Origin of the sequence: Streptomyces aurantiacus, from assembly GCF_001418335.1 — a bacterium.
GTDB classification, from domain to species: domain Bacteria; phylum Actinomycetota; class Actinomycetes; order Streptomycetales; family Streptomycetaceae; genus Streptomyces; species Streptomyces aurantiacus.
Genome location: NZ_LIPP01000032.1, coordinates 1 through 19,848, shown reverse-complemented (window position 1 = coordinate 19,848; position 19,848 = coordinate 1). Strand labels below are relative to the sequence as shown.

The window sequence follows — 19,848 nt, the reverse complement described above, 5'->3', positions numbered from 1 at the left end:
TGTAAAGCCAAACAGCCGCGGGTGGCGGCCGGGAACCGCGTGAAAGGGGCGTGTTCGCGCCTCGGAAGTGAAGATCCGCCGTACGGGGCGGGACGCCGGCGCCGGTGTGCTCCCGCGCCGGTCGCCGCCCCCCTGCCCCGGCACACAGGGCGCGCGAGCGGCTCGGAACCGCCGACTCCGCAAGCCCTGATAAGCAGCTCATCAGCCCTTCTGCCGTTCGACCCCGCATCCGGCCCTGGCCTCGGTCCGACCCCGCTTGATCGTGCCCGGGTCTTGCCGGGTCGCCGGAAAGGCGTCACACTGATACCGAACGAATGGTCGGTAGGGGAAGCTGGTATCGATGACCACGACACACTCGGCCGAGGCGACCCTCCCGGAGGGGTCGTTGCAGGAGCACTTCGACGCGACGATCGCCCGGGACCAGCGGATCGAGCCCCGCGACTGGATGCCCGACGGTTACCGCAGGACGCTCGTCCGGCAGATCGCGCAGCATGCGCACTCGGAGATCATCGGCATGCAGCCGGAGGGCGAGTGGATCACTCGCGCCCCGTCGCTGCGCCGCAAGGCCATCCTGTTCGCGAAGGTCCAGGACGAGGCCGGGCACGGTCTGTACCTGTACTCGGCCGCCGAGACGCTGGGCGCCGACCGCGCGGACCTGACCGAGCGGCTGATCGAGGGGCGCCAGAAGTACTCGTCGATCTTCAACTACCCGACACCGACCTTCGCCGACGTCGGAGTGATCGGCTGGTTCGTGGACGGTGCGGCGATCTGCAACCAGGTGCCGCTGTGCAGGAGTTCGTACGGGCCCTACGCGCGCGCGATGGTGCGGATCTGCAAGGAGGAGTCGTTCCACCAACGGCAGGGCTACGAGCTGCTGATGACCATGATGCGCGGCACCGGGGCGCAGCGGGAGATGGTCCAGGACTCGGTGGACCGCTGGTGGTGGCCCTCGCTCATGATGTTCGGCCCGCCCGACGGCGACTCGCCCAACTCGGCGGCCTCGATGGCCTGGAAGATCAAGCGGCACACCAACGACGAACTGCGTCAGCGGTTCGTCGACATGACCGTCCCGCAGGCCGAGAAGCTCGGCGTGACGCTCCCGGACCCGGAGCTGCGCTGGAACGTGGAGCGCGGCCACCACGACTTCGGCACCCCCGACTGGTCCGAGCTGAAGCGGGTCATCGGCGGCGACGGACCGTGCAACGCGCAGCGGACGCAGCGCCGCAGGTCCGCCCACGAGGAGGGCGCGTGGGTACGGGACGCGGCCACGGCCCACGCGGCCAAGCAGGCGGAGCGCGCGCGTGAGCGGGAAGGAGCGGTGGCATGAGCGACTCCACCCCGGGAAGCGCCACGCCGGAGCCCGGCCAGGGCGCGCCGAAGGGCGACTGGCCGCTGTACGAGGTCTTCGTGCGCGGCAAGCGCGGGCTGAACCACGTCCACGTGGGCTCCCTGCACGCGGCCGACGACACCATGGCCCTCACCCACGCCCGCGACCTCTACACCCGCCGCAACGAGGGCGTCTCGATCTGGGTGGTGCGCTCGGAGCACATCGCCGCGTCCACGCGCGACGAGAAGGACCCGTTCTTCGCGCCGAGCGCCGACAAGGTCTACCGCCACCCGACCTTCTACGACATCCCCGACGACGTCCCGCACATCTGAGGAGCAGGGCATGAGCGACGACCATGTCTACCTGTCCCTCGCCGAGGGGCACGAGGACGACGCCCGCTGGGCGTACGGCACCGGCTTCGAGGACCCGCTGCACGGGGTGGACACCACCGTGCCCGCGGGCGTCGACGCCGGCTCGCTGGCCGCGGACTGCGTGGCCCTCGCCGACGACGCCCTGGTGAGTGCCCAGCGGCTGGCCGAGTGGACCACCCGCGCTCCCGAGCTGGAGGAGGAGGTCGCGCTCGCCAACATCGGCCTCGACCTCCTCGGCCAGGCCCGCCTGCTGTACGCACGCGCGGGCCAGGTCGACGGCACCGGGCGCGGCGAGGACGCGTACGCCTACTTCCGGGACGCGGCGGACTTCAGGAACGTACGGCTGGCCGAACTGCCGAACGGGGACTTCGCGTTCTCGGTCGTCCGGCTGCTGGTGCTGTCCAGTTGGCGGCTCGCGCACTTCGAGGAGCTGTCGGCGCATCCCGACCCCGTTCTGGCGGCCGTCGCCGCGAAGGGCGTCAAGGAGCTGACGTACCACCGGCAGTACGCGGCCGAGTGGGTCGTGCGCCTGGGGGACGGTACGGACGAGTCGCACCGCCGTACGCGTAGGGCGCTGGAGCAGGTCGCCCCGTACTTCGGAGAGTTGTTCACGGCCTACGACGTACGGGACGGGGTCGTCGCCGTCCTGCGGCAGGTCACCGAGGCGGCCGGGCTGCCCATGCCGGTGTACCGGCCGCTGCCCGGGGCCGGCCGGAGCGGGGAGCACACCGGGCATCTGGCGCCGCTGCTGGCGGAGTTGCAGAGCGTGGCCCGTGCGCACCCGGGGGCGACATGGTGACGGCCATGACCGCATCGACGGATGCGCGGCGCGCCCGGCGCGTCGCCGAGCAGGTGCCGGACCCCGAACTGCCCATGCTCACGCTGGCCGACCTCGGCGTCCTGCGTGCGGTCGAGGTGACCGGGGACGGCACCGTGGTCGCGAGCCTGACGCCGACCTACTCGGGCTGCCCCGCGATGGCCGAGATGCGCGCGGACGTGGCGGCACGGCTGCGCGGCGCGGGGTACGCGCGCGTGGAGATCCGTACGGTCCTCGACCCGCCGTGGACCAGCGACTGGATCACTCCGCAGGGCCGGCGCAAACTCACCGAGCACGGGATCGCGCCACCGGGAGCCGCACCCCGGCACGCCGCGGGGCCTGTGCCGCTCGTGCTGGCTCCCACCCGCCGCACGGTGGCGTGTCCGCGCTGCGGTGCGGCGGACACCGAGGAGACCTCCCGTTTCGCCGCCACGTCCTGCAAGGCGCTGTGGCGCTGCCGCGTGTGCCGCGAGCCGTTCGAGTACGTCAAGGAGATCTGATGGAAGGCCTGAGGGAAGAGCCGGCGGCGAGTGCGGCGAGTGCGGCGAGTCCGGCGAACCGGGCTGCCGAGGCCCCGGCAGCCGCCCCCGTGCGGCCGGTGCCCGCGCGCGTGCGCCGCCGCCCGGCCTTCCACGCTCTGCGCGTCGCCGCCGTGCAGCCGCTCTGCGAGGACGCGGCGGCCGTGAGCTTCGAGATCCCGGCGGAGCTGGCGGCGGAGTTCGCCTTCGCGCCCGGGCAGTCGTTGACGCTGCGGCGCGAGGTCGACGGACGGGACGAGCGGCGCTCGTACTCGATCTGTTCGCCGGCCGGTTCGGCGCCCCGCATCGGAGTGCGCGTGGTGCCGGGCGGCCTTTTCTCGGCGTGGCTCGTGCGTGAGGTGCGGCCGGGGGACACGGTTCAGGTGATGGCCCCCACCGGCACGTTCACGCCCGACCTCACCACGCCCGGTCACCATGTGCTGGTCGCGGCCGGCTCCGGTGTCACGCCGATGCTCTCCATCGCCGAGTCCGTCCTGGCCGCCGACCCGCGCTCGACGGTCACCCTCTTCTACGGCAACCGGCGCACGGACACGGTGATGTTCGCCGACGAACTGGCGGACCTGAAGGACCTGTATCCGGCCCGGTTCCAGCTCGCCCACGTGCTGTCCCGCGAGCCCCGCGAGGCCGAGGTGCTCTCCGGCCGGCTCGACGCGGACCGGCTCTCGGCACTCGTCGGCTCGCTGGTCGACGTGGCGGCGGTGGACCACTGGTGGCTGTGCGGGCCGCACGGCATGGTCCTCGACGCCCAGCGGGTCCTGACCGGCCTCGGCGTGCACGGCGACCGCGTCCACCGGGAACTCTTCTACGCCGACGACGAGCCCGTACGAGAGGTGCGTCACGAGGAGGCCGCGCTGCGGGGGCCCGTCAGCCAGGTCACCGTCACGCTCGACGGCCGCTCCACCACCTCGGCCCTGGTCAGGGACCGGAGCATCCTCGAAGGCGCCCAGCGGACCCGCCCCGACCTGCCCTTCGCCTGCAAGGGCGGCGTCTGCGGCACCTGCCGCGCCCTGATCACCGACGGCAAGGCCGACATGCGCCGCAACTTCGCCCTGGAGGACGCCGAGGTGGCCGCGGGCTACGTCCTGACCTGCCAGTCATACCCTGTCTCCGAGACGCTGACCGTGGATTACGACGTCTGACGGGCACTGACAGCCGGTGACGGGCGGTGCTGAGGGGCGCTGACGGGCGGTGGACGGATACTCACCACGGGCCACTCACCATGGGCACTTAACTCATAAGTCGGCCTTATGACGTCATAGATCCAGCCCGGCTACTGACTTAGGCTTGCCTTAGTTTAGGCTCCCCGTGAGTACTCCTGATCATCGCTCGAAGGGAACCTGAACATGCCTCGCCCCCTGCGGGTAGCCATAGTCGGAGCCGGCCCCGCCGGGATCTACGCCGCCGACGCGCTGTTGAAGTCCGCAGTGGCCGTCGAGCCCGGTGTCTCCATCGACCTCTTCGAGCGGATGCCGGCCCCCTTCGGTCTGATCCGTTACGGCGTCGCCCCCGACCACCCGCGCATCAAGGGCATCATCACGGCCCTGCACCAGGTGCTGGACAAGCCGCAGATCCGCCTCTTCGGCAACGTCGACTACCCGGGCGACATCAACCTGGACGACCTGCGCGCCTTCTACGACGCGGTGATCTTCTCCACCGGAGCGACGGCCGACCGGGCCCTCGACATACCCGGTATCGGGCTCGACGGCTCCCACGGCGCGGCGGACTTCGTCTCCTGGTACGACGGGCACCCGGACGTGCCGCGGACCTGGCCGCTGGAGGCCGAGAAGGTCGCCGTCCTCGGCGTCGGCAACGTCGCGCTCGACGTGGCGCGCATCCTCGCGAAGACCGCGGAGGAGCTGCTGCCGACCGAGATCCCGCCGAACGTCCACGAGGGGCTCAAGGCCAACAAGGCCGTGGAGGTCCACGTCTTCGGCCGCCGCGGCCCGGCGCAGGCGAAGTTCAGCCCGCTGGAGCTGCGGGAGCTTGACCACTCGCCGAACATCGAGGTCATCGTCGACCCCGAGGACATCGACTACGACGACGGCTCGATCGCGACCCGGCGCGGCAGCAAGCAGGCCGACATGGTCGCCAAGACCCTGGAGAACTGGGCGATCCGCGACGTCGGCGACCGGCGGCACAAGCTGTTCCTGCACTTCTTCGAGTCGCCGACCGAGATCCTCGGCGAGGACGGCAAGGTCGTCGGCCTGCGCACGGAGCGCACAGCGCTGGACGGCACCGGCAACGTCAAGGGCACCGGCGAGTTCAAGGACTGGGACCTCGGCGCGGTCTACCGTGCCGTCGGCTACCTGTCCGACAAGCTGCCCAAGCTGCCCTGGGACGTCGACTCGGGCACCGTCCCGGACAACGCGGGCCGGGTGATCGAGGAGACCGGCGAGCACCTGCGGTCGACGTACGTCACCGGGTGGATCCGGCGCGGTCCTGTGGGCCTCATCGGCCACACCAAGGGCGACGCCAACGAGACGGTCGCCAGCCTCCTCGACGACCACCGGAACGGCCGTCTGCAGACCCCCGTGTCGCCGGACCCGGAGTCGGTGGACGCGTTCCTCGCCGACCGGAACGTCCGCTTCACCACGTGGGAGGGCTGGTACCGCCTGGACGCCGCCGAGAAGGCGCTGGGGGAGCCCCAGGGCCGCGAGCGGGTGAAGCTCGTGGAGCGCGAGGACATGATCGAGGCAAGCGGCGCGTAGCTTGCTTTGTGAAACCGATCGGTTTACCGTTTCGAGCAGACGGAAACCGATCGGTTTTCGCGTGATGCGTGTGCTGCGTGTGACGCACGTGCTGAGTCTCGGAGAGTGTCATGACCGCAATCGAGGGTTCCGTCGTCCTGGTGACCGGCGGCAGCCGGGGCATCGGCAAGGCGCTGGTGGAAGGGCTCTTCGAGCGGGGGGCGAAGAAGGTGTACGCCACCGCCCGCGACCCGCGGACGATCACGGACACCCGGGCCGTACCGCTGGCCCTGGAGGTCACCGACCCCGCGTCCGTCGCGGCGGCGGCCGAGCAGGCCGGCGACGTCACCGTCCTGATCAACAACGCGGGCGTCTCCGTCAACGCGTCCTTCCTCGACGCGCCGGTCGACGACGTGCGCCGGGACTTCGAGACGAACTTCTACGGGCCGCTGCTCACCGCCCGGGCGTTCGTCCCCGTCATCGAGCGCAACGGCGGCGGCCACATCCTCAACGTCCACTCCGTGCTGTCGTGGATCGGCCTCGCCGGCTCGTACAGCGCCTCCAAGGCCGCGCTCTGGTCCCAGACGAACTCCCTGCGGCTGGACCTGGCCCCGCGGGGAATCGGTGTCACGGGGCTCCATGTCGGCTACGTCGACACGGACATGACCGCGGCGATCGACGCGCCCAAGTCCTCGCCCGTGGACGTGGCGGCCCAGGCGCTCGACGGCATCGAGAGCGGGGCCTTCGAGGTGCTCGCCGACGACCTGTCCCGCCGGGTCAAGTCGGGACTCGCGGCCGACCTGTCGGTCCTGTACCCGCAGTTGGCGGCCTGACCGTCCCGGTATACCGACCAGTTTCCGGCTGTCGTCCCCCGGAGGTAGCCTCGCTCCCATGGCCACCAGTACGGACAAGACATCCACGAGGGACCGGCTGCTCGACGCGGCCATGGAGCTCTTCTACCGCGACGGCGTCTCCCTCGGCGTCGAGGCGCTGTGCCGGGCCGCCGGGGTGTCCAAGCGCTCGATGTACCAGCTCTTCGCGAGCAAGGACGAGGTGCTCGCGGCGAGCCTGGAGCGGCGCGCGCCGGAGTACGGGCGCAGGCTCCGCCCCGGCCCCGACGACCCCCGGGCGCCCCGGGAGCGGATCCTGTACGTCTTCGAGCAGTTGGAGCAGGCGTCGACGGAGGACGACTACCGGGGGTGTCCGTATCTGTCGGCCATGGTCGAGCTCAAGGACCCCGAGCATCCGGCGAGCGTCGTCGCCCTGCGGGTCAAGGGCACGCTGATCGAGGCGTTCCGGGTGGACGCCGAGCGCGGTGGCGCCCGCGACCCCGAACTCCTCGCCCGCCAGCTCACCCTGATCTTCGACGGCGCCAGCGCCCGAGCCGGCGCAAAGGCGGAAACCCTCCAGGGCCTGACCACCACCACGGCAACGGCCTTGCTGGACGCGGCGGGAGTGAAGTAGCAGGGGCACCCACGCGGCGCCCCGTCAGAGGCGCGGGGAACCGCGCGCCAAGCCCTCACCGAAGGCGCGGACGGACGAAGGCGACGGCCGGGGGTGCTTTTCAGGGGCGCGGGGAACTGCGCACCCAGCCCCCGCCGAAGGCGCGGACAACCAACCGACCGGCCCGCACCGCCGCTCAACCCCGGCCCGCACCGCCGCTCAACCCCGGCCCGTACGGCCGATCGACTCCACCAACGGCAGCACCCGTTGCGGCACCCGCTCCCGCAGCACCACCTCGGTCCGCGTACGAACGACCCCCGGCAGACTGATCAGCGACTGGATCACATCCTCCAGATGACCGTTGTCCCGCGCGACGACCCGCGTCAGCAGATCTCCCCCACCGGTGATCGAGAACGCCTCGATGATCTCCGGCACGGCGGCCAGCGCGTCCCCCACGTCGTCGAGATTCCCCTGGGTGACCTCGATGTGTACGAACGCGAGCACCGGGTGGCCCAGCGCGGCAGGGGACAGCGACGGGCCCGTACCGGTGATCACCCCGTCCCGCTCCAGCCGGTCGAGCCGCGCCTGCAGCGTGCCCCGGGCGACACCGAGGACGCGGGCGTACTCCCGCACGCTCGTGCTCGGCTGTTCCAGGAGCAGCCGGAGGATACGGGTGTCGAGCTCGTCCACTGCCATGGTCCGTTGGCCTCCCTGCGGTCTCGGCTGATCATCGCCGACTGTACCAATGGCTCAGTGGTTCAGAAGCCTGTTGAGCCACTGCCCTCCCCTTGCTTAACGTGTGGTCATCAATGGCGTCGTGAAGCGCCGGACGGCAAGGAAGCCGGCCGGACCAGCGGCGCCATTCCCATGCCCCGGAAGCCGGGTCCGGGACGGTGTGCGAAACGGGGGCGGGTTTCCGACGGTGAAGAAGATGTTCATGGCTCCGGATCCGGGCCTGGTACGGCTGCGGATCTCGCTGCGGGCCGTGCTCGGCATCGGTCTCGCGGTGACCGTGTCGGAGCTCGCCGGGCTCTCGCTGCCCGCCTCGATCACCGGAGGGCTCACCGCGCTCCTCGCGCTGTTCACGGTCGGCGATTCGACCGTGCGCGGCCAGGCGGTCACCACCGCCCTGCTGCCCGCCGTCGGCTTCCCCGTCCTCGCCCTCGCGGCCGCGCTGCACGCCGTGCCGACCCTGCGCGACGCGGTCTGGCTCGCCGTGATCTTCTGCGGGGTGTACGCCCGCCGCTGGGGACCCCGCGGCCACGCGCTCGGCATCTTCGCGTTCATGACCTTCTTCATCGCCCAGTTCCTGCACACGGTCCCCGGTGAGCTTCCGCAGCTGTACGCCGCGATGGCCCTGTCGCTGGCCGCGGCCTCGGTGGTGCGGTTCGGCGCGTGGTGCGTCGAACGGCGTACCCCCGCGCCGGTCACGCCCGCCGCCCCGGCCGGCCGCGGTCTCGCCCGGCCGACCACCCGCCAGGCCTTCCAGGCGACGGCCGCGTGCGCGATCGCGATCGCCGCGGGCCAGGTCCTCTCGCACGAGCGCTGGTACTGGGCCGTGGGCACCGCCTGGTGGATCTTCGTCAACACGTCCTCGCGCGGCGAGACCCTCGTACGGGGCTTCCGGCGCGTCCTCGGCACGGTCACCGGCATCGCGGCCGGACTGCTCGTCGCCGTCCCCCTGGACGGCGCTCCGGCGCCCACGGCGGCGATCGTGGCCGTCTGCGTCTGGGGCATCTTCTACACGGCGCCGCTCTCGTACAGCTGGATGATGTTCTTCGTCACCGTGCTGACGGGCCTGCTGTACGGGCTGCTCGGTGTGCTGCACCCGGGTCTGCTGGGCCTGCGTCTCGCGGAGACCGCCGCCGGCGCGCTCGGCGCCGTACTCGCCGTCGCGCTGGTCCTGCCGGTCACCACGCACGCGGTCACCGACCGCTGGGTGGGCCAGGCGGTACGCGCCGTGCACGGGTGCACCGCGGCGGCGGCCCGACGCCTCGCCGGTGACGCCGGCGCCGACCCCGCGCCACGGGCGGCGGAGCTGGAGGCGGTGCTCGGCCGGGTCCGGTTCACGCTCGCGCCGCTCGTGCACCCCCTCAACCCGATGCGGACCCGCAAGGAACGCGCCCGACAGGTGCTCGCCCTCCTCGACGACTGCGCGCGGGAGGTACGGGGTCTCGCGGCCGTGGCCGCCGACCCGGACGCCTCGCACGACGCGCGCCTCACCGCCGCCTGCGGGCGCGTGGAGACGGCGGTGGAGGTCCTGGTCGGCGCGGTGCCGGAACACGCCATGACGGCGACCGGCGGCGTTCCCGGCCACCACCCGGGGGCCGAGCAGGCCCTCGCCCACCTCCACGGCCTCGAACGAGCGCTCGCCGCGCTGGCCACACCCCTGCGCGGCTCGCTCGTGAGCGCCTGAAACCTGCGCGTGCACCATCCGGCGGCACCGGGCCGGGCGCTCGGCGAGGCGCAGCAAGGTTCCGCTCTGGTCTAGGCCAATCGCTGCTACCGTCGCCCCAAGACGTGCACGACCTCAAAGACGTGCACCGAGAGGGGACGCAGTGACAGACGGCGGCGGCGGACTGCGGCGACGGGCGTACATCGGCTCCTTCACCGCGGCGGGAGGCCTGGGCGTGCTCACCGCCGCCGTGGACGGGGAAACCGGCGCGCTCACCCTGCTGAGCGCCGTGAACGGCGTCGCCGACCCCTCGTACCTGGCGCTGTCGCCCGGCGGAGACATGCTCTACGCGGTGAGCGAGACGACGGAGGGCGCGGTCGCCGCCTACCGGGTGAAGGGCGACGAGCCGTCGCTGGCCGGCCCGTTGGTGCCGGTCGGCGGCAGCGGGCCCACGCACCTGAGCCTCTTCGACGGGCACGTGCTGACCGCCAACTACGGCTCCGGCAGCGTCAGTGCCCTGCCCGTGCGCCACGACGGGAGCCTCGCCGCCGTCTCCGGGGTGCTGCGCCACGAGGGCACCGGTCCGCACACGCAGCGCCAGCAGGGCCCGCACGCCCACCACGTCCAGCCCGATCCGAGCCGACGGTGGGCCGTGAGCGTCGACCTCGGCACCGACTCGGTGCGGGTGTGCGCGCTGCGCGACGGCACGCTCGCCCTGCACAGGGAGATCGCGCTGCGGCCCGGCTCGGGCCCCCGCCACCTGGCGTTCCACCCCGACGGCGAACGCGCCTACGTCCTCAACGAACTCTCGCCGACCGTCACCGCCTGCCGCTGGGACGCCGTCAGAGGCGCGCTCAAGCCGGTGGGGGAGACCCTCGTGCTGCCCGACCTCCCGGACGGCGACGCCTACCCGTCCGGCATCGTCGTGTCGCCCGACGGCCGCTTCGTCTGGACCGCCACGCGCGGTCAGGACGTCGTCTCCGTGCTCGTGCCCGGCGCGGCCGGCGAGGGGCTGAGACTGGTCGCCACGGTGTCCTGCGGCGGCGTCTGGCCGCGCGCACTCGCCCTGGACCCGACGGGCAGCTTCCTGTACGTGGCCAACGAGCGCTCGGGAAACGTCGCGTGGTTCACGGTGGACCCCGGCACGGGCGTGCCCCGGCGCGGCGGGTCGGTCAGGGTCCCGGCGGCGTCCTGCGTGGTGCTCGACTAGCGGGACCGGCTAGACCAGCGGGACCGGACGGGGCCAGCGGGATCAGACGGGATCAGCGGGACCCTCTGACCGAACCCCGAAGGGCCCGCTCCGTCTCCGGAGCCGGGCCCTTCGGGGTGGGTGCGTGCGCGCGGGGCCGCCTCGTCAGCGGACCGGGGCGCCCTGCTGCTGCGGCGGCGCGATACCGAGCGCCGCCGTGTACTTGGCCAGCGCCAGCTTGCCGATCGCCGGGTACGGGCCCAGCGCCTCGGCGGCGGAACAGTCCGCCTCCTTCGCGGCCTCGTCCAGCAGACCCGGGTCGAGCTCGGGACCGATCAGATACGGGGCGAGCGCCAGCTGCTGGGAACCCGAGGAGCGCAGCTGCTCGGCGATGGCCGCGATCGCGCCCTCCTCGTCCAGCGCCGCCGCCATCACGGGCACGGCGAGTCTCGCGGCGAGCAGCATGCCGGTGATCCCGGCCGCCTGCACGGCCTCGTCGCCGCCCACGGACGCCAGGATGATGCCGTCCGCGGCCGTCGCCACGGTGAACAGCCTGGCCCGGTCGGCGCGCGCCAGACCGGCCTCGGAGAGCCGTACGTGCAGGGCCTCGGCGAGCAGCGGATGCGGGCCGAGCACATCGGTCAGGTCGGCCGCGACGCGGCTGTCCATGACGGCCTGGCGGACGCGGCGCAGCAGCGCGCTGTCCGGACCGGCGAGCAGCGGCACGACCACGGCCACGGGCCCGTCGGGCTCCACCACGTCCGCACCGGCCGCGCGGGCCTGCTCGAAGCGCGCGGCACGCTCCTCGGCGGCGTGCGTCAGCACCGACTGAAGGGTGGAGAACTCCGCGTCGTCCCCCTCCAGGTACCCGATCCGGGCGTCGAGGCCGGGCAGCTCGGAGCGCGCGATGCTCACGACCTCCTCGGCGAGGCTGCGGGTGGCGGCGCTGGGCGTGCCCGGCACCGCGAGGACGAGCGCGGGCGCGCCCTCGGGAGCCGCCAGCGGTTCCGGTCGGCGGTGCCGGCCGGGCTGGCGGGGTCGCGGCATTCGTACTGGCAGGCCGGACGCGGGCCCAGTGGGGGAGCTCATGGCGCCGAATATTACTGGTTTCCTGGGCTCCCCTGTTCGGGGAGGGTGCAGGTGAGCGGTATCCGTCCGGTTTTGTCTGATGAGTTACGTACGGATTGATCTCGTTGGTTATCCGTGGATCACGGTGAACGATCCCGTGAACGGCTGTCCGAGGCGTTCCGCACGACGTACAGCATGCTGTCGTCGCGCGGCAGTGCCAGGCGGTCGTCGGCCAGCTCGACGGCGATGCCGACCGCGCCGTCGAGCGGGTCACCCGCGGCCGGCACCTGTCGCGCGTACGGCAGCCGGTCCGCCAGAGCCGCCCGCAGCGGTACGAGGAGGGGGTCGCCCAGCTTGAACAGCCCGCCCGTCAGGGCGAGAGGAACCTCTCCGGAAGGAAGGTCCGCGCGCGTGGGGCACACCGCGGCGGCCGTGTCGGCGATGTGCCGGGCCGCGGCGGCCAGGATGCCGACCGCTGTCGGGTCGTCGCCGTCGGCGCAGGCGGCCACCTCGGGCGCGAAGGACGCGAGGACGGCCGGCCGGTCCGGACGCGGATAGAGCTGTCCCGGCAGCGCCGTGGCCGAGCCGAAGACGGCCTCGGCGCGCGCCAGAAGCGGGCCCGAACCTCCGGGCCGCCCGTCGTAGGCGCGCAGCGCCGCGTCGAGCCCGGCCTGGCCGATCCACGCCCCGCTGCCGCTGTCGCCGAGCAGATGACCCCAGCCGTCGGCCCTGCGCCACTCGCGCAGGTCCGTGCCGATCGCGATCATCCCGGTGCCGGCCGCGACGACCGCGCCCACCCGCTGTCCCAGCGCGCCCGTGTACGCGGCGACGGCGTCGGCGACCAGTGCCAGCCGCCGCACGCCGAGTTCACGGGCCAGCCCGGCGGGCAGTTCGGCGCGCAGCGAGTCGCCCAGAGTGGTGAGTCCGGCCGCGCCGACGGTGGCGGCCCGGAGCGTGCCGACCTCGGTGTCGGCCATCAACCGCCGGGCCATCGGCACCAGTTGCTCCAGCAGATGGCCGGCGTCGATACCGCGTGGTCCGGTGCGCACGGGCACCCTGGACGCCAGCGGCGCCGTGACCCGGCCCCCGTCGACAGCGAGGACGACCCGCAGCCCGGACCCGCCGGAGTCCACCCCCAGTACGCCCGACCCGCCGCCGGGACCGGTCACGGCAGTCGCCAGTCCACGGGCTCGCCGCCCTGGCCGATCAGCAGGTCGTTGGCCCGGCTGAAGGGGCGTGAGCCGAAGAAGCCGCGGTCCGCCGACATCGGCGACGGATGTGCCGACTCCACCGACGGCAGGTTGCCCAGCAGCGGCCGGGCGTTGCGGGCGTCGCGGCCCCACAGGATCGACACGAGCGGCTTCCCCCGCGCGGCCAGTGCCCGTATCGCCTGCTCGGTGACCTCCTCCCAGCCCTTGCCCCGGTGCGCCGCCGGCTTGCGCGGGGCCGTGGTGAGCGCCCTGTTGAGCAACAGCACGCCCTGCTGGGTCCAGGGGGTCAGATCGCCGTTCGACGGCGGGGGCAAACCCAGGTCGGTGCTCAGCTCCCGGTAGATGTTGATGAGGCTGCCGGGCAGCGGCCGCACCTCGGGCGCGACCGAGAACGACAGTCCCACCGCGTGTCCCGGTGTCGGATAGGGGTCCTGGCCGACGATGAGGACCCGGACGTCGTCGAAGGGCTGCTGGAAGGCGCGGAGCACGTTCGGGCCCGCGGGGAGGTAGGTGCGTCCCGCGGCGATCTCCGCCCGCAGGAAGTCCCCCATCTCCGCGATCCGTCCGGCCACCGGTTCGAGGGCCTTGGCCCAGCCGGGTTCGACGATTTCATTCAACGGTCTTGGTGCCACGGCGTCACCTTACTGCCGCACACGGGCTGTCGATCAACTTGAGGTCTCCGTACGGCAGCGATGGTATGTGCCGTACCAGCAGCCGGTGTTGACGCGCCACCGACCCCATCGCGTGCCGCAGGAGGACAGGGAGAGGAGGACAGGAGGACGGGGAGGGACGGGGACAGGTCGCGGGGGCTCAATCGATCACCGAGGCCCGTACGCAGAGCACGTCCGGCAGATGGGACGCCAACTGCTGCCAACTGTCGCCGTCGTCGGCCGACGCGAACACCTCGCCGTTGCGGTTGCCGAAGTACACGCCCGCCGGGTCCGCGCCGTCCGTGCACATGGCGTCGCGCAGGACCGTGCCGTAGTGGTCCTCCTGCGGCAGCCCCGCCGAGAGCGGCTCCCAGCTGCTGCCCGCGTCCGCCGTACGGAAGACACGACATCGGCGGTCGGCCGGGACCCGGTCCGCGTCGGCGTTGATCGGGAACACGTACGCGGTGTCGCCGCGGTGGGGATGGGCGACCGCGGCGAAGCCGAACGTGGACGGCAGCCCCTCGCCGATGTCGGTCCAGTGCCCACCCGCGTCGTCGCTGCGGTACACACCCCAGTGGTTCTGCAGGTAGAGGCGGTCCGGTGTCGCCGCGTCCTGGGCGACCTTGTGGACGCACTGGCCGAACTCCGGGTCCGGGTCGGGCAGGAACACCGCCGAGACCCCGGAGTTGGACGGCTCCCAGCTCTCCCCGCCGTCCCGGGTGCGGAAGACGCCGGCCGTGGAGACGGCGACCGTCACCGCGCGTGGATCGCGGGCGTCGGTCAGGATCGTGTGCAGGCCCTCCCCGCCGCCGCCCGGCACCCACCGCGAGCGGGTGGGGTGCTCCCAGAGCGGGCGGACCAGCTCGAAGGACTCGCCGCGGTCCGCCGAGCGGTACAGCGCCGCCGGCTCCGTACCCGCGTACACCACGTCCGGCTCGGCCGCCGACGGGTGCAGCTGCCAGACCCGCTCCAGTGAAGCACCCGTGTCCTTGGGGAACTTGACGGCGGCCTTGGCCGGTTCGGTCCAGGTGCGGCCCAGGTCGTCGGAGTGGAACACGGACGGTCCCCAGTGCGCGCTGTCGCCTCCGGCGAGCAGCCGCGGCACCTCGCCCCGGGTGTCGATGGCGACCGAGTAGACCGCCTGAGCGTTGAAGTACGGGCTGTCGTCGAACTCCCAGGCGCCGCCGCGCCGCCGCCCGACGAACAGTCCTTTGCGCGTGCCCACCGTGAGCAGTACCTCAGTCATGCCGACCACCTTCGAAACGTCGTTGTCTCGGATATCGGCCAGTCTGCACCCAGGCACTGACAGTCACCCCTGGACGCCATCTGGACGTCATATCGGTGCAGGTCGGGACGTTTCTCATGGTGTGCGGGCGACGTGCGGCGCGGCTCGTGAGCAACCGGGCGGCCGCTCCCGTACGGGAGGGCGCCCGGTGCGCGCGCGAGGCGCGAGGCGTGAGGCGTGAGGAAAAGAAAGGGGCCCCCGATGGCGGCTTTGCGTGGTCCGCGGGCGTTCGCCCCGCGGGCGCTTGCGAGGGCTCTGCTGTGGCGTTGGCGGCCGAACCCGCTGCGGCGCGGCAGCGACAGGGCCGAGGCCTGGATCGTGCTCGCCATGTGGCTCCTCGCTGTGCTCGCCGGGACACTCGCGGGGCTGTGGGCGACGCGGTCGGTCGAGGAGAACTTCGCTCGGGAGCGCGTCGAGTGGCGCCCGGTGGTCGCGCTGCTCACCGAGCGCGCGCCCGGCACGGCCGCCGGTTCCGAGCACGTGTGGGCCGAGGTGCGCTGGCCGGCGCCGGACGGCTCCGTCCACCAGGGGCAGACCAGGGTCGGGCCGGGCAGCGACCCGGGCACGCCGGTCACCGTGTGGACCGACGCCCGGGGCCACCTCGTCACCAGGCCCGCCACGGAGTCCCAGGCGAGCCTGCGGGCAGCGCTGATCGGAACGCTGGTGGGCGTGAGCGCGGCGGTCGTACCCCTCGCGGGCGGGCGGCTGGCCCAGGGTTTTCTGGTGCGCCGGCGCCTGGACCGGTGGGACGAGGAGTGGGAGCGGGTCGGCCCCCAGTGGCGGTGGAAGACGGGCTGAACCGGCTGGGGAGAGGCCGGCTGTCACAGACGCGGGCCCTGTCCGGTCCTCAGGGTGAGGTCCGATTCCGTCGGACGAAACCGGAAAGGTTCCCCCATGAAGATCGTAGTGATCGGTGGTACCGGGCTCATCGGCTCGAAGCTGGTGGACTCGCTCAGGGCGGACGGCCACGAGGTCCTCCCCGCCTCCCCGAACACGGGCGTCAACAGCATCACCGGAGAAGGCCTCGACGACGCGCTGAAGGGCGCCTCGGTCGTCGTCGACGTGTCCAACTCGCCCTCCTTCGAGGACAGCGCGGTACTGGAGTTCTTCCGCACGTCCACGGGCAACCTCGTCGCGGCCGAGGCCGCGGCGGGCGTGGGACACCACGTGGCCCTGTCGGTGGTGGGCAGCGAACGGCTGCCCGCGTCGGGCTATCTGCGGGCCAAGGTCGCCCAGGAGGAGCTGATCGAGAAGTCCGGGATCGCGTACTCCATCGTCCGCGCCACCCAGTTCTTCGAGTTCGTGAAGGGCATCGCGGCCGGGGCCACCGACGGTGACACGGTCCGGCTGCCCTCCTCGCTCCTCCAGCCCCTCGCCGCCGACGACGTGGTCGCGGCGGTCGCCCGGGTCGCCGTGGCGGCTCCGCTGAACGGCACCACCGAGGTGGCGGGCCCCGAGGAGCTCCACCTCGACGAGTTCGTCCGTACGGGCCTGGCGGCCGAGAAGGACCCGCGCGAGGTCGTCACCGACGAGTCCGTCGGCTACTTCGGCGGTCATCCGCAGGGGCGCGAGCTCCTGCCGGGCCCCGACGCCCATGTCGCCGGGACCCGCTTCACGGACTGGCTCGCCCGGCAGAAGTAGGCCGCGGCGGGGCACCGGAGGCAGGCCGGACCGAAGGCGTCAGAGGCGCCGGAGGCGGGCCGGCAGGAGGGGCCGGAGGCGCGGGTGCCGTCAGACCGAACGGTGGTACTGCTCCGGTACGTGCACGGCGGCCCCGAGCTCACGGGCGGCGTGCTGGGCCCAGGAGGGGTTGCGCAGCAGTTCCCGGCCGAGCAGCACGGCGTCCGCCTCACCGTTGGCGAGGATCTTCTCGGCCTGCTCGACATCGGTGATGAGACCGACGGCGGCGACGGCCATGGAGGTCTCGTTCCTGACGCGCGCGGCGAAGGGGACCTGGTAGCCGGGCCCGACCGGGATGCGTACGCCGGCCGCGTTGCCGCCGGTGGACACGTCGAGCAGGTCGACACCGTGGGCGGTCAGCTCGGCGGCGAGGCGGACCGTGTCGTCGGGCGTCCAGCCGTTCTCCTCCAGCCAGTCGGTGGCCGAGATGCGGAAGAACAGCGGCTTGTCGTCGGGCCACACCTCGCGCACGGCGTCGACGACCTCCAGGGCGAAGCGCACCCGGTTCTCGTACGAGCCGCCGTACGCGTCCGTGCGCCGGTTGGAGTGCGGGGAGAGGAACTCGCCGATCAGGTAGCCGTGTGCGCCGTGGATCTCGGCGATCTCGAAACCGGCGTCGAGCGCCCGCCGGGCGGCGTCGGCGAACTGGCCGACGACCTCGCGGATGCCGTCCGTCGTCAGCTCGGCCGGCACGGGGTGCCTCTCGTCGAAGGCGAGCGGGCTCGGGCCGAGCGGCTGCCAGCCGTGGGCGTCGGGTCCGAGCGGCCCGCCACCCTTCCAGGTGCGGTCCGTCGAGCCCTTGCGCCCGCTGTGCGCGAGCTGGATCGCGGGAACCGTGCCCTGGGACACCAGGAACCGCGTGATCCGGCGGAACGCCTCGACCTGGGTGTCGTTCCAGATGCCCAGGTCGTACGGCGAGATCCGGCCCTCGGGGCTGACCGCGGTGGCCTCGACGATGATCAGACCCGTCCCGCCCGCGGCCCGTGCCCCGTAGTGCGCGAAGTGCCAGTCGCCGGGGGCGCCCACCGAGGGGCCGTCCGGCGCGGCCGAGTACTGGCACATCGGCGGCATCCAGACCCGGTTCGGGACGGTCAGCTCGCGCAGGGTGTAGGACTCGAAGAGCGCGCTCACGGCGGACTCCAATCGTGGTGGGGCGTGGTTGGCAACTCGTACGATAGGCATCGTAATACGGTAGATGTCAAACTACGAGAGTTCTCGTACCATGGGGCTCTCCAGCTATTGGGACTCTCCAGCCATGGGAGTCTCCGGAGAGACCTCCAACCTCGACGGACCGGAGCCGCCGTGACGACCGACGCCTCGACCCGCAGCAGCCGTGACCTGCCGCACCCCCGGCACGCGGAGATCCGGCTGGAGGCCGTCCTGCACGCCCTCTCCGACCCGATACGGCTCCAGATCGTGCGCGAACTCGCTGTCGGCGGCGCCGAGTTGTCCTGTTCGCACTTCGATCTGCCCGTCACCAAGTCGACGACCACGTACCACTTCAGAGTGCTGCGTGAGGCAGGCGTGATCCGGCAGATCTACCGGGGCACCGCCAAGATGAACGGGCTGCGCCGGGACGACCTGGACGACCTCTTCCCGGGCTTTCTCGACAGCGTCCTCGCCGCCGCCGCTCGCCAGGCCGTCCGGCTCGGGGAGTGAACCCCGCCTCTTACGAGGCACCCCGTTTCGCGAGCCGTCCTTGTGCGAGTCTCCCCTTTACGGGGCGCCCGTCGCTTCGGCCGCCGTCATCAGGGACTGCCAGTCGGGGAGCTTGACCACGCTCCGGCCCAGCGAGGCGCCCAGCGCCGCCTCCGCCCGTTCGATCGCCTGCCAGCCCGCCCACTCGACGGGCCGCAGGCCTTCCGCGCGGAGTGCCGCGAGCGGGTCGGGCGGCACCTCGCGGCGTACGAGCGCGGGGGCGTCCGCCAGGAGTGAGGTCACCGTCTCCTTCGCGCAGGGGCGGTTCGTGCCGATGACGCCCGTCGGGCCGCGCTTGATCCAGCCGGCCACGTACTCGCCGGGCGCGACCGAGCCGTCCCGCAGGACACGGCCCGCGAGATGCGGGACGGTGCCGTGGCCCGCGTCGAACGGCAGGCCCTCCAGGGGCACCCCGCGGTAGCCGACCGAGCGCAGGACCAGCTGGGCCCCGATGTCCTCGTACCGGCCCGTGCCCGTCACGCCGCCGAGGCCGTCGGGAAGGGTCCGTTCGAAGCGGACCGCGCCCACGTGCCCTCTGCCGTCCGGGAGCAGTTCGACCGGCCGCAGGAAGAAGCGGAGCCGGATGCGCCGGGAGCCGGCGGTCGGCCCTCGCTCGGCCCACCCGCGCAGCACCTCGACGTTGCGCCGCTGCGCGGCGGGCAGCCCTGACGGGTCCGCGTACGCCGGATCGAGCGCCAACTCCGCCGGGTCCACGACGACTTCGGTGTCCGGCAGGCCGCCCAGCTCCCGCAGTTCCTTGGTGGTGAAGCGGGCCTGTGAGGGGCCGCGCCGCCCCACCATCTGGATCTCCCGCACCCGGCTGTCGGACAGCGCGGCGAGTGCCGCCTGCGGCATGTCGGTCGGACTCAGTTCCGCGGCACCGCGGGCCAGTATCCGCGTCACGTCCACCGCCACGTTCCCCACGCCGACGACGACCGCCTCCCGCGCGCCGGCCAGGAAACCGTGGGCCATGAATCCGCCGGACACGACGTCCGGATGCGCGCTGTACCAGGACACGAAGTCGGTCGCCGACCAACTGCCCGGCAGTTCCTCCCCGGGCACTCCCAGATGCCGGTCGGTGGCGGCGCCCACGCAGTACACGACCGCGTGGTACAGCTCCCTCAGCCGCGCGGCCGGCAGCCCGTCCGGGCCGACCCGGACACCGCCGAGGAACCGCACCCGCTCGTGCTCCAGGACCGTACGCAGCGTGCCCTGCAGTGACTTGATCTTCTCGTGGTCGGGCGCCACGCCGTATCGCACCAGGCCGTACGGGCACGGCAGCCGGTCCAGGACATCCACCCTGACCCCGGGCACCCGCTCCTGCTGGACGAGACCCTGCGCGGCGTACACCCCACTGGGCCCCGAGCCGACGACGGCGACCTGTAGCACGGCACAACCCCTTCCCCGGGGAGAACGAGGAGTTCGCTGGCGCTTCCAGCATCGCACCGGACCGCGCGCCGGGGGAGGGGGCGGGGAGGGGCGGAGAGC

Annotated in this window: 20 protein-coding genes; 13 read left to right on the top strand and 7 right to left on the bottom strand. The window is 72.6% G+C overall.

Annotation, left to right across the window (positions count from 1 at the left end):
• Positions 1-340: 340 nt before the first annotated feature.
• The 8 genes from paaA (at position 341) to AOK01_RS04530 (ending at position 7,205) form a co-directional block, all read left to right on the top strand.
• Complete coding sequence (gene paaA, locus AOK01_RS04565; RefSeq protein WP_055508652.1) at positions 341-1,327, top strand: 1,2-phenylacetyl-CoA epoxidase subunit PaaA; 987 nt, start codon at positions 341-343, stop codon at positions 1,325-1,327.
• Positions 1,324-1,659 carry a 1,2-phenylacetyl-CoA epoxidase subunit PaaB gene (paaB, locus tag AOK01_RS04560; protein ID WP_055508650.1) on the top strand — a complete coding sequence of 112 codons (336 nt, stop codon included), beginning with the start codon at positions 1,324-1,326 and terminating at the stop codon, positions 1,657-1,659. Before paaA ends, paaB begins: the two co-directional genes overlap by 4 nt.
• A 10-nt stretch (positions 1,660-1,669) precedes the next feature.
• Positions 1,670-2,497, top strand: coding sequence for a 1,2-phenylacetyl-CoA epoxidase subunit PaaC (gene paaC / locus AOK01_RS04555; protein WP_055508648.1), 828 nt, complete (start codon positions 1,670-1,672; stop codon positions 2,495-2,497).
• On the top strand, positions 2,491-3,015 hold the full coding sequence (paaD, locus tag AOK01_RS04550; protein ID WP_079103154.1) for a 1,2-phenylacetyl-CoA epoxidase subunit PaaD: 525 nt from the start codon (positions 2,491-2,493) through the stop codon (positions 3,013-3,015). The genes paaC and paaD overlap by 7 nt, the downstream gene beginning before the upstream one ends.
• The gene (gene paaE, locus AOK01_RS04545) at positions 3,015-4,193 is read left to right on the top strand and encodes a 1,2-phenylacetyl-CoA epoxidase subunit PaaE (protein ID WP_055508644.1); all 1,179 of its coding nucleotides are present in this window, start codon (positions 3,015-3,017) and stop codon (positions 4,191-4,193) included. The genes paaD and paaE overlap by 1 nt, the downstream gene beginning before the upstream one ends.
• A gap of 204 nt (positions 4,194-4,397) precedes the next feature.
• Positions 4,398-5,762, top strand: coding sequence for an FAD-dependent oxidoreductase (locus AOK01_RS04540; RefSeq protein ID WP_055508642.1), 1,365 nt, complete (start codon positions 4,398-4,400; stop codon positions 5,760-5,762).
• Positions 5,763-5,872: 110 nt separating this feature from the next.
• Positions 5,873-6,574 (top strand): SDR family oxidoreductase, encoded by a 702-nt coding sequence (locus AOK01_RS04535; RefSeq protein ID WP_055508640.1) that lies wholly within the window; start codon positions 5,873-5,875, stop codon positions 6,572-6,574.
• Positions 6,575-6,632: 58 nt separating this feature from the next.
• Entirely contained in the window at positions 6,633-7,205 is a 573-nt protein-coding gene (locus AOK01_RS04530; RefSeq protein WP_055508638.1) for a TetR/AcrR family transcriptional regulator, read from the top strand.
• Between the two features lie 198 nt (positions 7,206-7,403).
• On the opposite strand, the gene AOK01_RS04525 is transcribed toward AOK01_RS04530, so the two are convergent.
• On the bottom strand, positions 7,404-7,880 hold the full coding sequence (locus AOK01_RS04525) for an Lrp/AsnC family transcriptional regulator (protein WP_055508635.1): 477 nt from the start codon (positions 7,878-7,880) through the stop codon (positions 7,404-7,406).
• A gap of 235 nt (positions 7,881-8,115) precedes the next feature.
• On the opposite strand from AOK01_RS04525, the gene AOK01_RS04520 reads away from it, so the two are divergent.
• Together AOK01_RS04520 and AOK01_RS04515 are read left to right on the top strand one after the other, a co-directional pair.
• Entirely contained in the window at positions 8,116-9,600 is a 1,485-nt protein-coding gene (locus tag AOK01_RS04520; RefSeq protein ID WP_055508836.1) for an FUSC family protein, read from the top strand.
• A 142-nt stretch (positions 9,601-9,742) separates the two neighbouring features.
• Entirely contained in the window at positions 9,743-10,789 is a 1,047-nt protein-coding gene (locus tag AOK01_RS04515) for a lactonase family protein (RefSeq protein ID WP_055508633.1), read from the top strand.
• Positions 10,790-10,933: 144 nt separating this feature from the next.
• Here the strand turns inward: AOK01_RS04515 and AOK01_RS04510 are convergent, their stop codons facing one another.
• From AOK01_RS04510 to AOK01_RS04495, 4 genes are all read right to left on the bottom strand, one after another.
• On the bottom strand, positions 10,934-11,857 hold the full coding sequence (locus tag AOK01_RS04510) for a sirohydrochlorin chelatase (RefSeq protein WP_079103153.1): 924 nt from the start codon (positions 11,855-11,857) through the stop codon (positions 10,934-10,936).
• A gap of 119 nt (positions 11,858-11,976) precedes the next feature.
• Positions 11,977-13,005 (bottom strand): N-acetylglucosamine kinase, encoded by a 1,029-nt coding sequence (locus tag AOK01_RS04505; RefSeq protein ID WP_055508629.1) that lies wholly within the window; start codon positions 13,003-13,005, stop codon positions 11,977-11,979.
• Positions 13,002-13,679 carry a uracil-DNA glycosylase gene (locus AOK01_RS04500; protein ID WP_055508628.1) on the bottom strand — a complete coding sequence of 226 codons (678 nt, stop codon included), beginning with the start codon at positions 13,677-13,679 and terminating at the stop codon, positions 13,002-13,004. Before AOK01_RS04500 ends, AOK01_RS04505 begins: the two co-directional genes overlap by 4 nt.
• 178 nt (positions 13,680-13,857) lie before the next feature.
• Positions 13,858-14,943, bottom strand: coding sequence for a WD40/YVTN/BNR-like repeat-containing protein (locus AOK01_RS04495; protein ID WP_055508626.1), 1,086 nt, complete (start codon positions 14,941-14,943; stop codon positions 13,858-13,860).
• A gap of 240 nt (positions 14,944-15,183) precedes the next feature.
• Between AOK01_RS04495 and AOK01_RS04490 the strand changes: the two genes are divergently transcribed.
• A complete protein-coding gene (locus AOK01_RS04490; protein ID WP_055508623.1) occupies positions 15,184-15,780 on the top strand; it encodes an Rv1733c family protein in 597 nt (198 codons plus the stop codon).
• Between the two features lie 96 nt (positions 15,781-15,876).
• Positions 15,877-16,623, top strand: coding sequence for an SDR family oxidoreductase (locus AOK01_RS04485; protein WP_055508622.1), 747 nt, complete (start codon positions 15,877-15,879; stop codon positions 16,621-16,623).
• 90 nt (positions 16,624-16,713) lie between these two features.
• Here AOK01_RS04485 and AOK01_RS04480 read toward each other — a convergent pair whose 3' ends face one another.
• Entirely contained in the window at positions 16,714-17,793 is a 1,080-nt protein-coding gene (locus AOK01_RS04480) for an NADH:flavin oxidoreductase/NADH oxidase (protein WP_055508620.1), read from the bottom strand.
• Positions 17,794-17,964: 171 nt separating this feature from the next.
• Here AOK01_RS04480 and AOK01_RS04475 point away from each other — a divergent pair, with 171 nt between their 5' ends.
• Positions 17,965-18,321 (top strand): ArsR/SmtB family transcription factor, encoded by a 357-nt coding sequence (locus tag AOK01_RS04475; protein WP_055508617.1) that lies wholly within the window; start codon positions 17,965-17,967, stop codon positions 18,319-18,321.
• 57 nt (positions 18,322-18,378) lie between these two features.
• Here the strand turns inward: AOK01_RS04475 and AOK01_RS04470 are convergent, their stop codons facing one another.
• On the bottom strand, positions 18,379-19,749 hold the full coding sequence (locus AOK01_RS04470) for an FAD-dependent oxidoreductase (RefSeq protein ID WP_055508615.1): 1,371 nt from the start codon (positions 19,747-19,749) through the stop codon (positions 18,379-18,381).
• Positions 19,750-19,848 lie beyond the last annotated feature (99 nt).

Bases quoted from the DNA above. Each gene is read 5' to 3' on its own strand.
- paaA (WP_055508652.1), top strand. From the start codon at position 341: ATGACCACGACACACTCGGCCGAGGCGACCCTCCCGGAGGGGTCGTTG.
- paaB (WP_055508650.1), top strand. From the start codon at position 1,324: ATGAGCGACTCCACCCCGGGAAGCGCCACGCCGGAGCCCGGCCAGGGC.
- paaC (WP_055508648.1), top strand. From the start codon at position 1,670: ATGAGCGACGACCATGTCTACCTGTCCCTCGCCGAGGGGCACGAGGAC.
- paaD (WP_079103154.1), top strand. From the start codon at position 2,491: ATGGTGACGGCCATGACCGCATCGACGGATGCGCGGCGCGCCCGGCGC.
- paaE (WP_055508644.1), top strand. From the start codon at position 3,015: ATGGAAGGCCTGAGGGAAGAGCCGGCGGCGAGTGCGGCGAGTGCGGCG.
- AOK01_RS04540 (WP_055508642.1), top strand. From the start codon at position 4,398: ATGCCTCGCCCCCTGCGGGTAGCCATAGTCGGAGCCGGCCCCGCCGGG.
- AOK01_RS04535 (WP_055508640.1), top strand. From the start codon at position 5,873: ATGACCGCAATCGAGGGTTCCGTCGTCCTGGTGACCGGCGGCAGCCGG.
- AOK01_RS04530 (WP_055508638.1), top strand. From the start codon at position 6,633: ATGGCCACCAGTACGGACAAGACATCCACGAGGGACCGGCTGCTCGAC.
- AOK01_RS04525 (WP_055508635.1), bottom strand. From the start codon at position 7,880: ATGGCAGTGGACGAGCTCGACACCCGTATCCTCCGGCTGCTCCTGGAA.
- AOK01_RS04520 (WP_055508836.1), top strand. From the start codon at position 8,116: ATGTTCATGGCTCCGGATCCGGGCCTGGTACGGCTGCGGATCTCGCTG.
- AOK01_RS04510 (WP_079103153.1), bottom strand. From the start codon at position 11,857: ATGAGCTCCCCCACTGGGCCCGCGTCCGGCCTGCCAGTACGAATGCCG.
- AOK01_RS04495 (WP_055508626.1), bottom strand. From the start codon at position 14,943: ATGACTGAGGTACTGCTCACGGTGGGCACGCGCAAAGGACTGTTCGTC.
- AOK01_RS04490 (WP_055508623.1), top strand. From the start codon at position 15,184: ATGGCGGCTTTGCGTGGTCCGCGGGCGTTCGCCCCGCGGGCGCTTGCG.
- AOK01_RS04485 (WP_055508622.1), top strand. From the start codon at position 15,877: ATGAAGATCGTAGTGATCGGTGGTACCGGGCTCATCGGCTCGAAGCTG.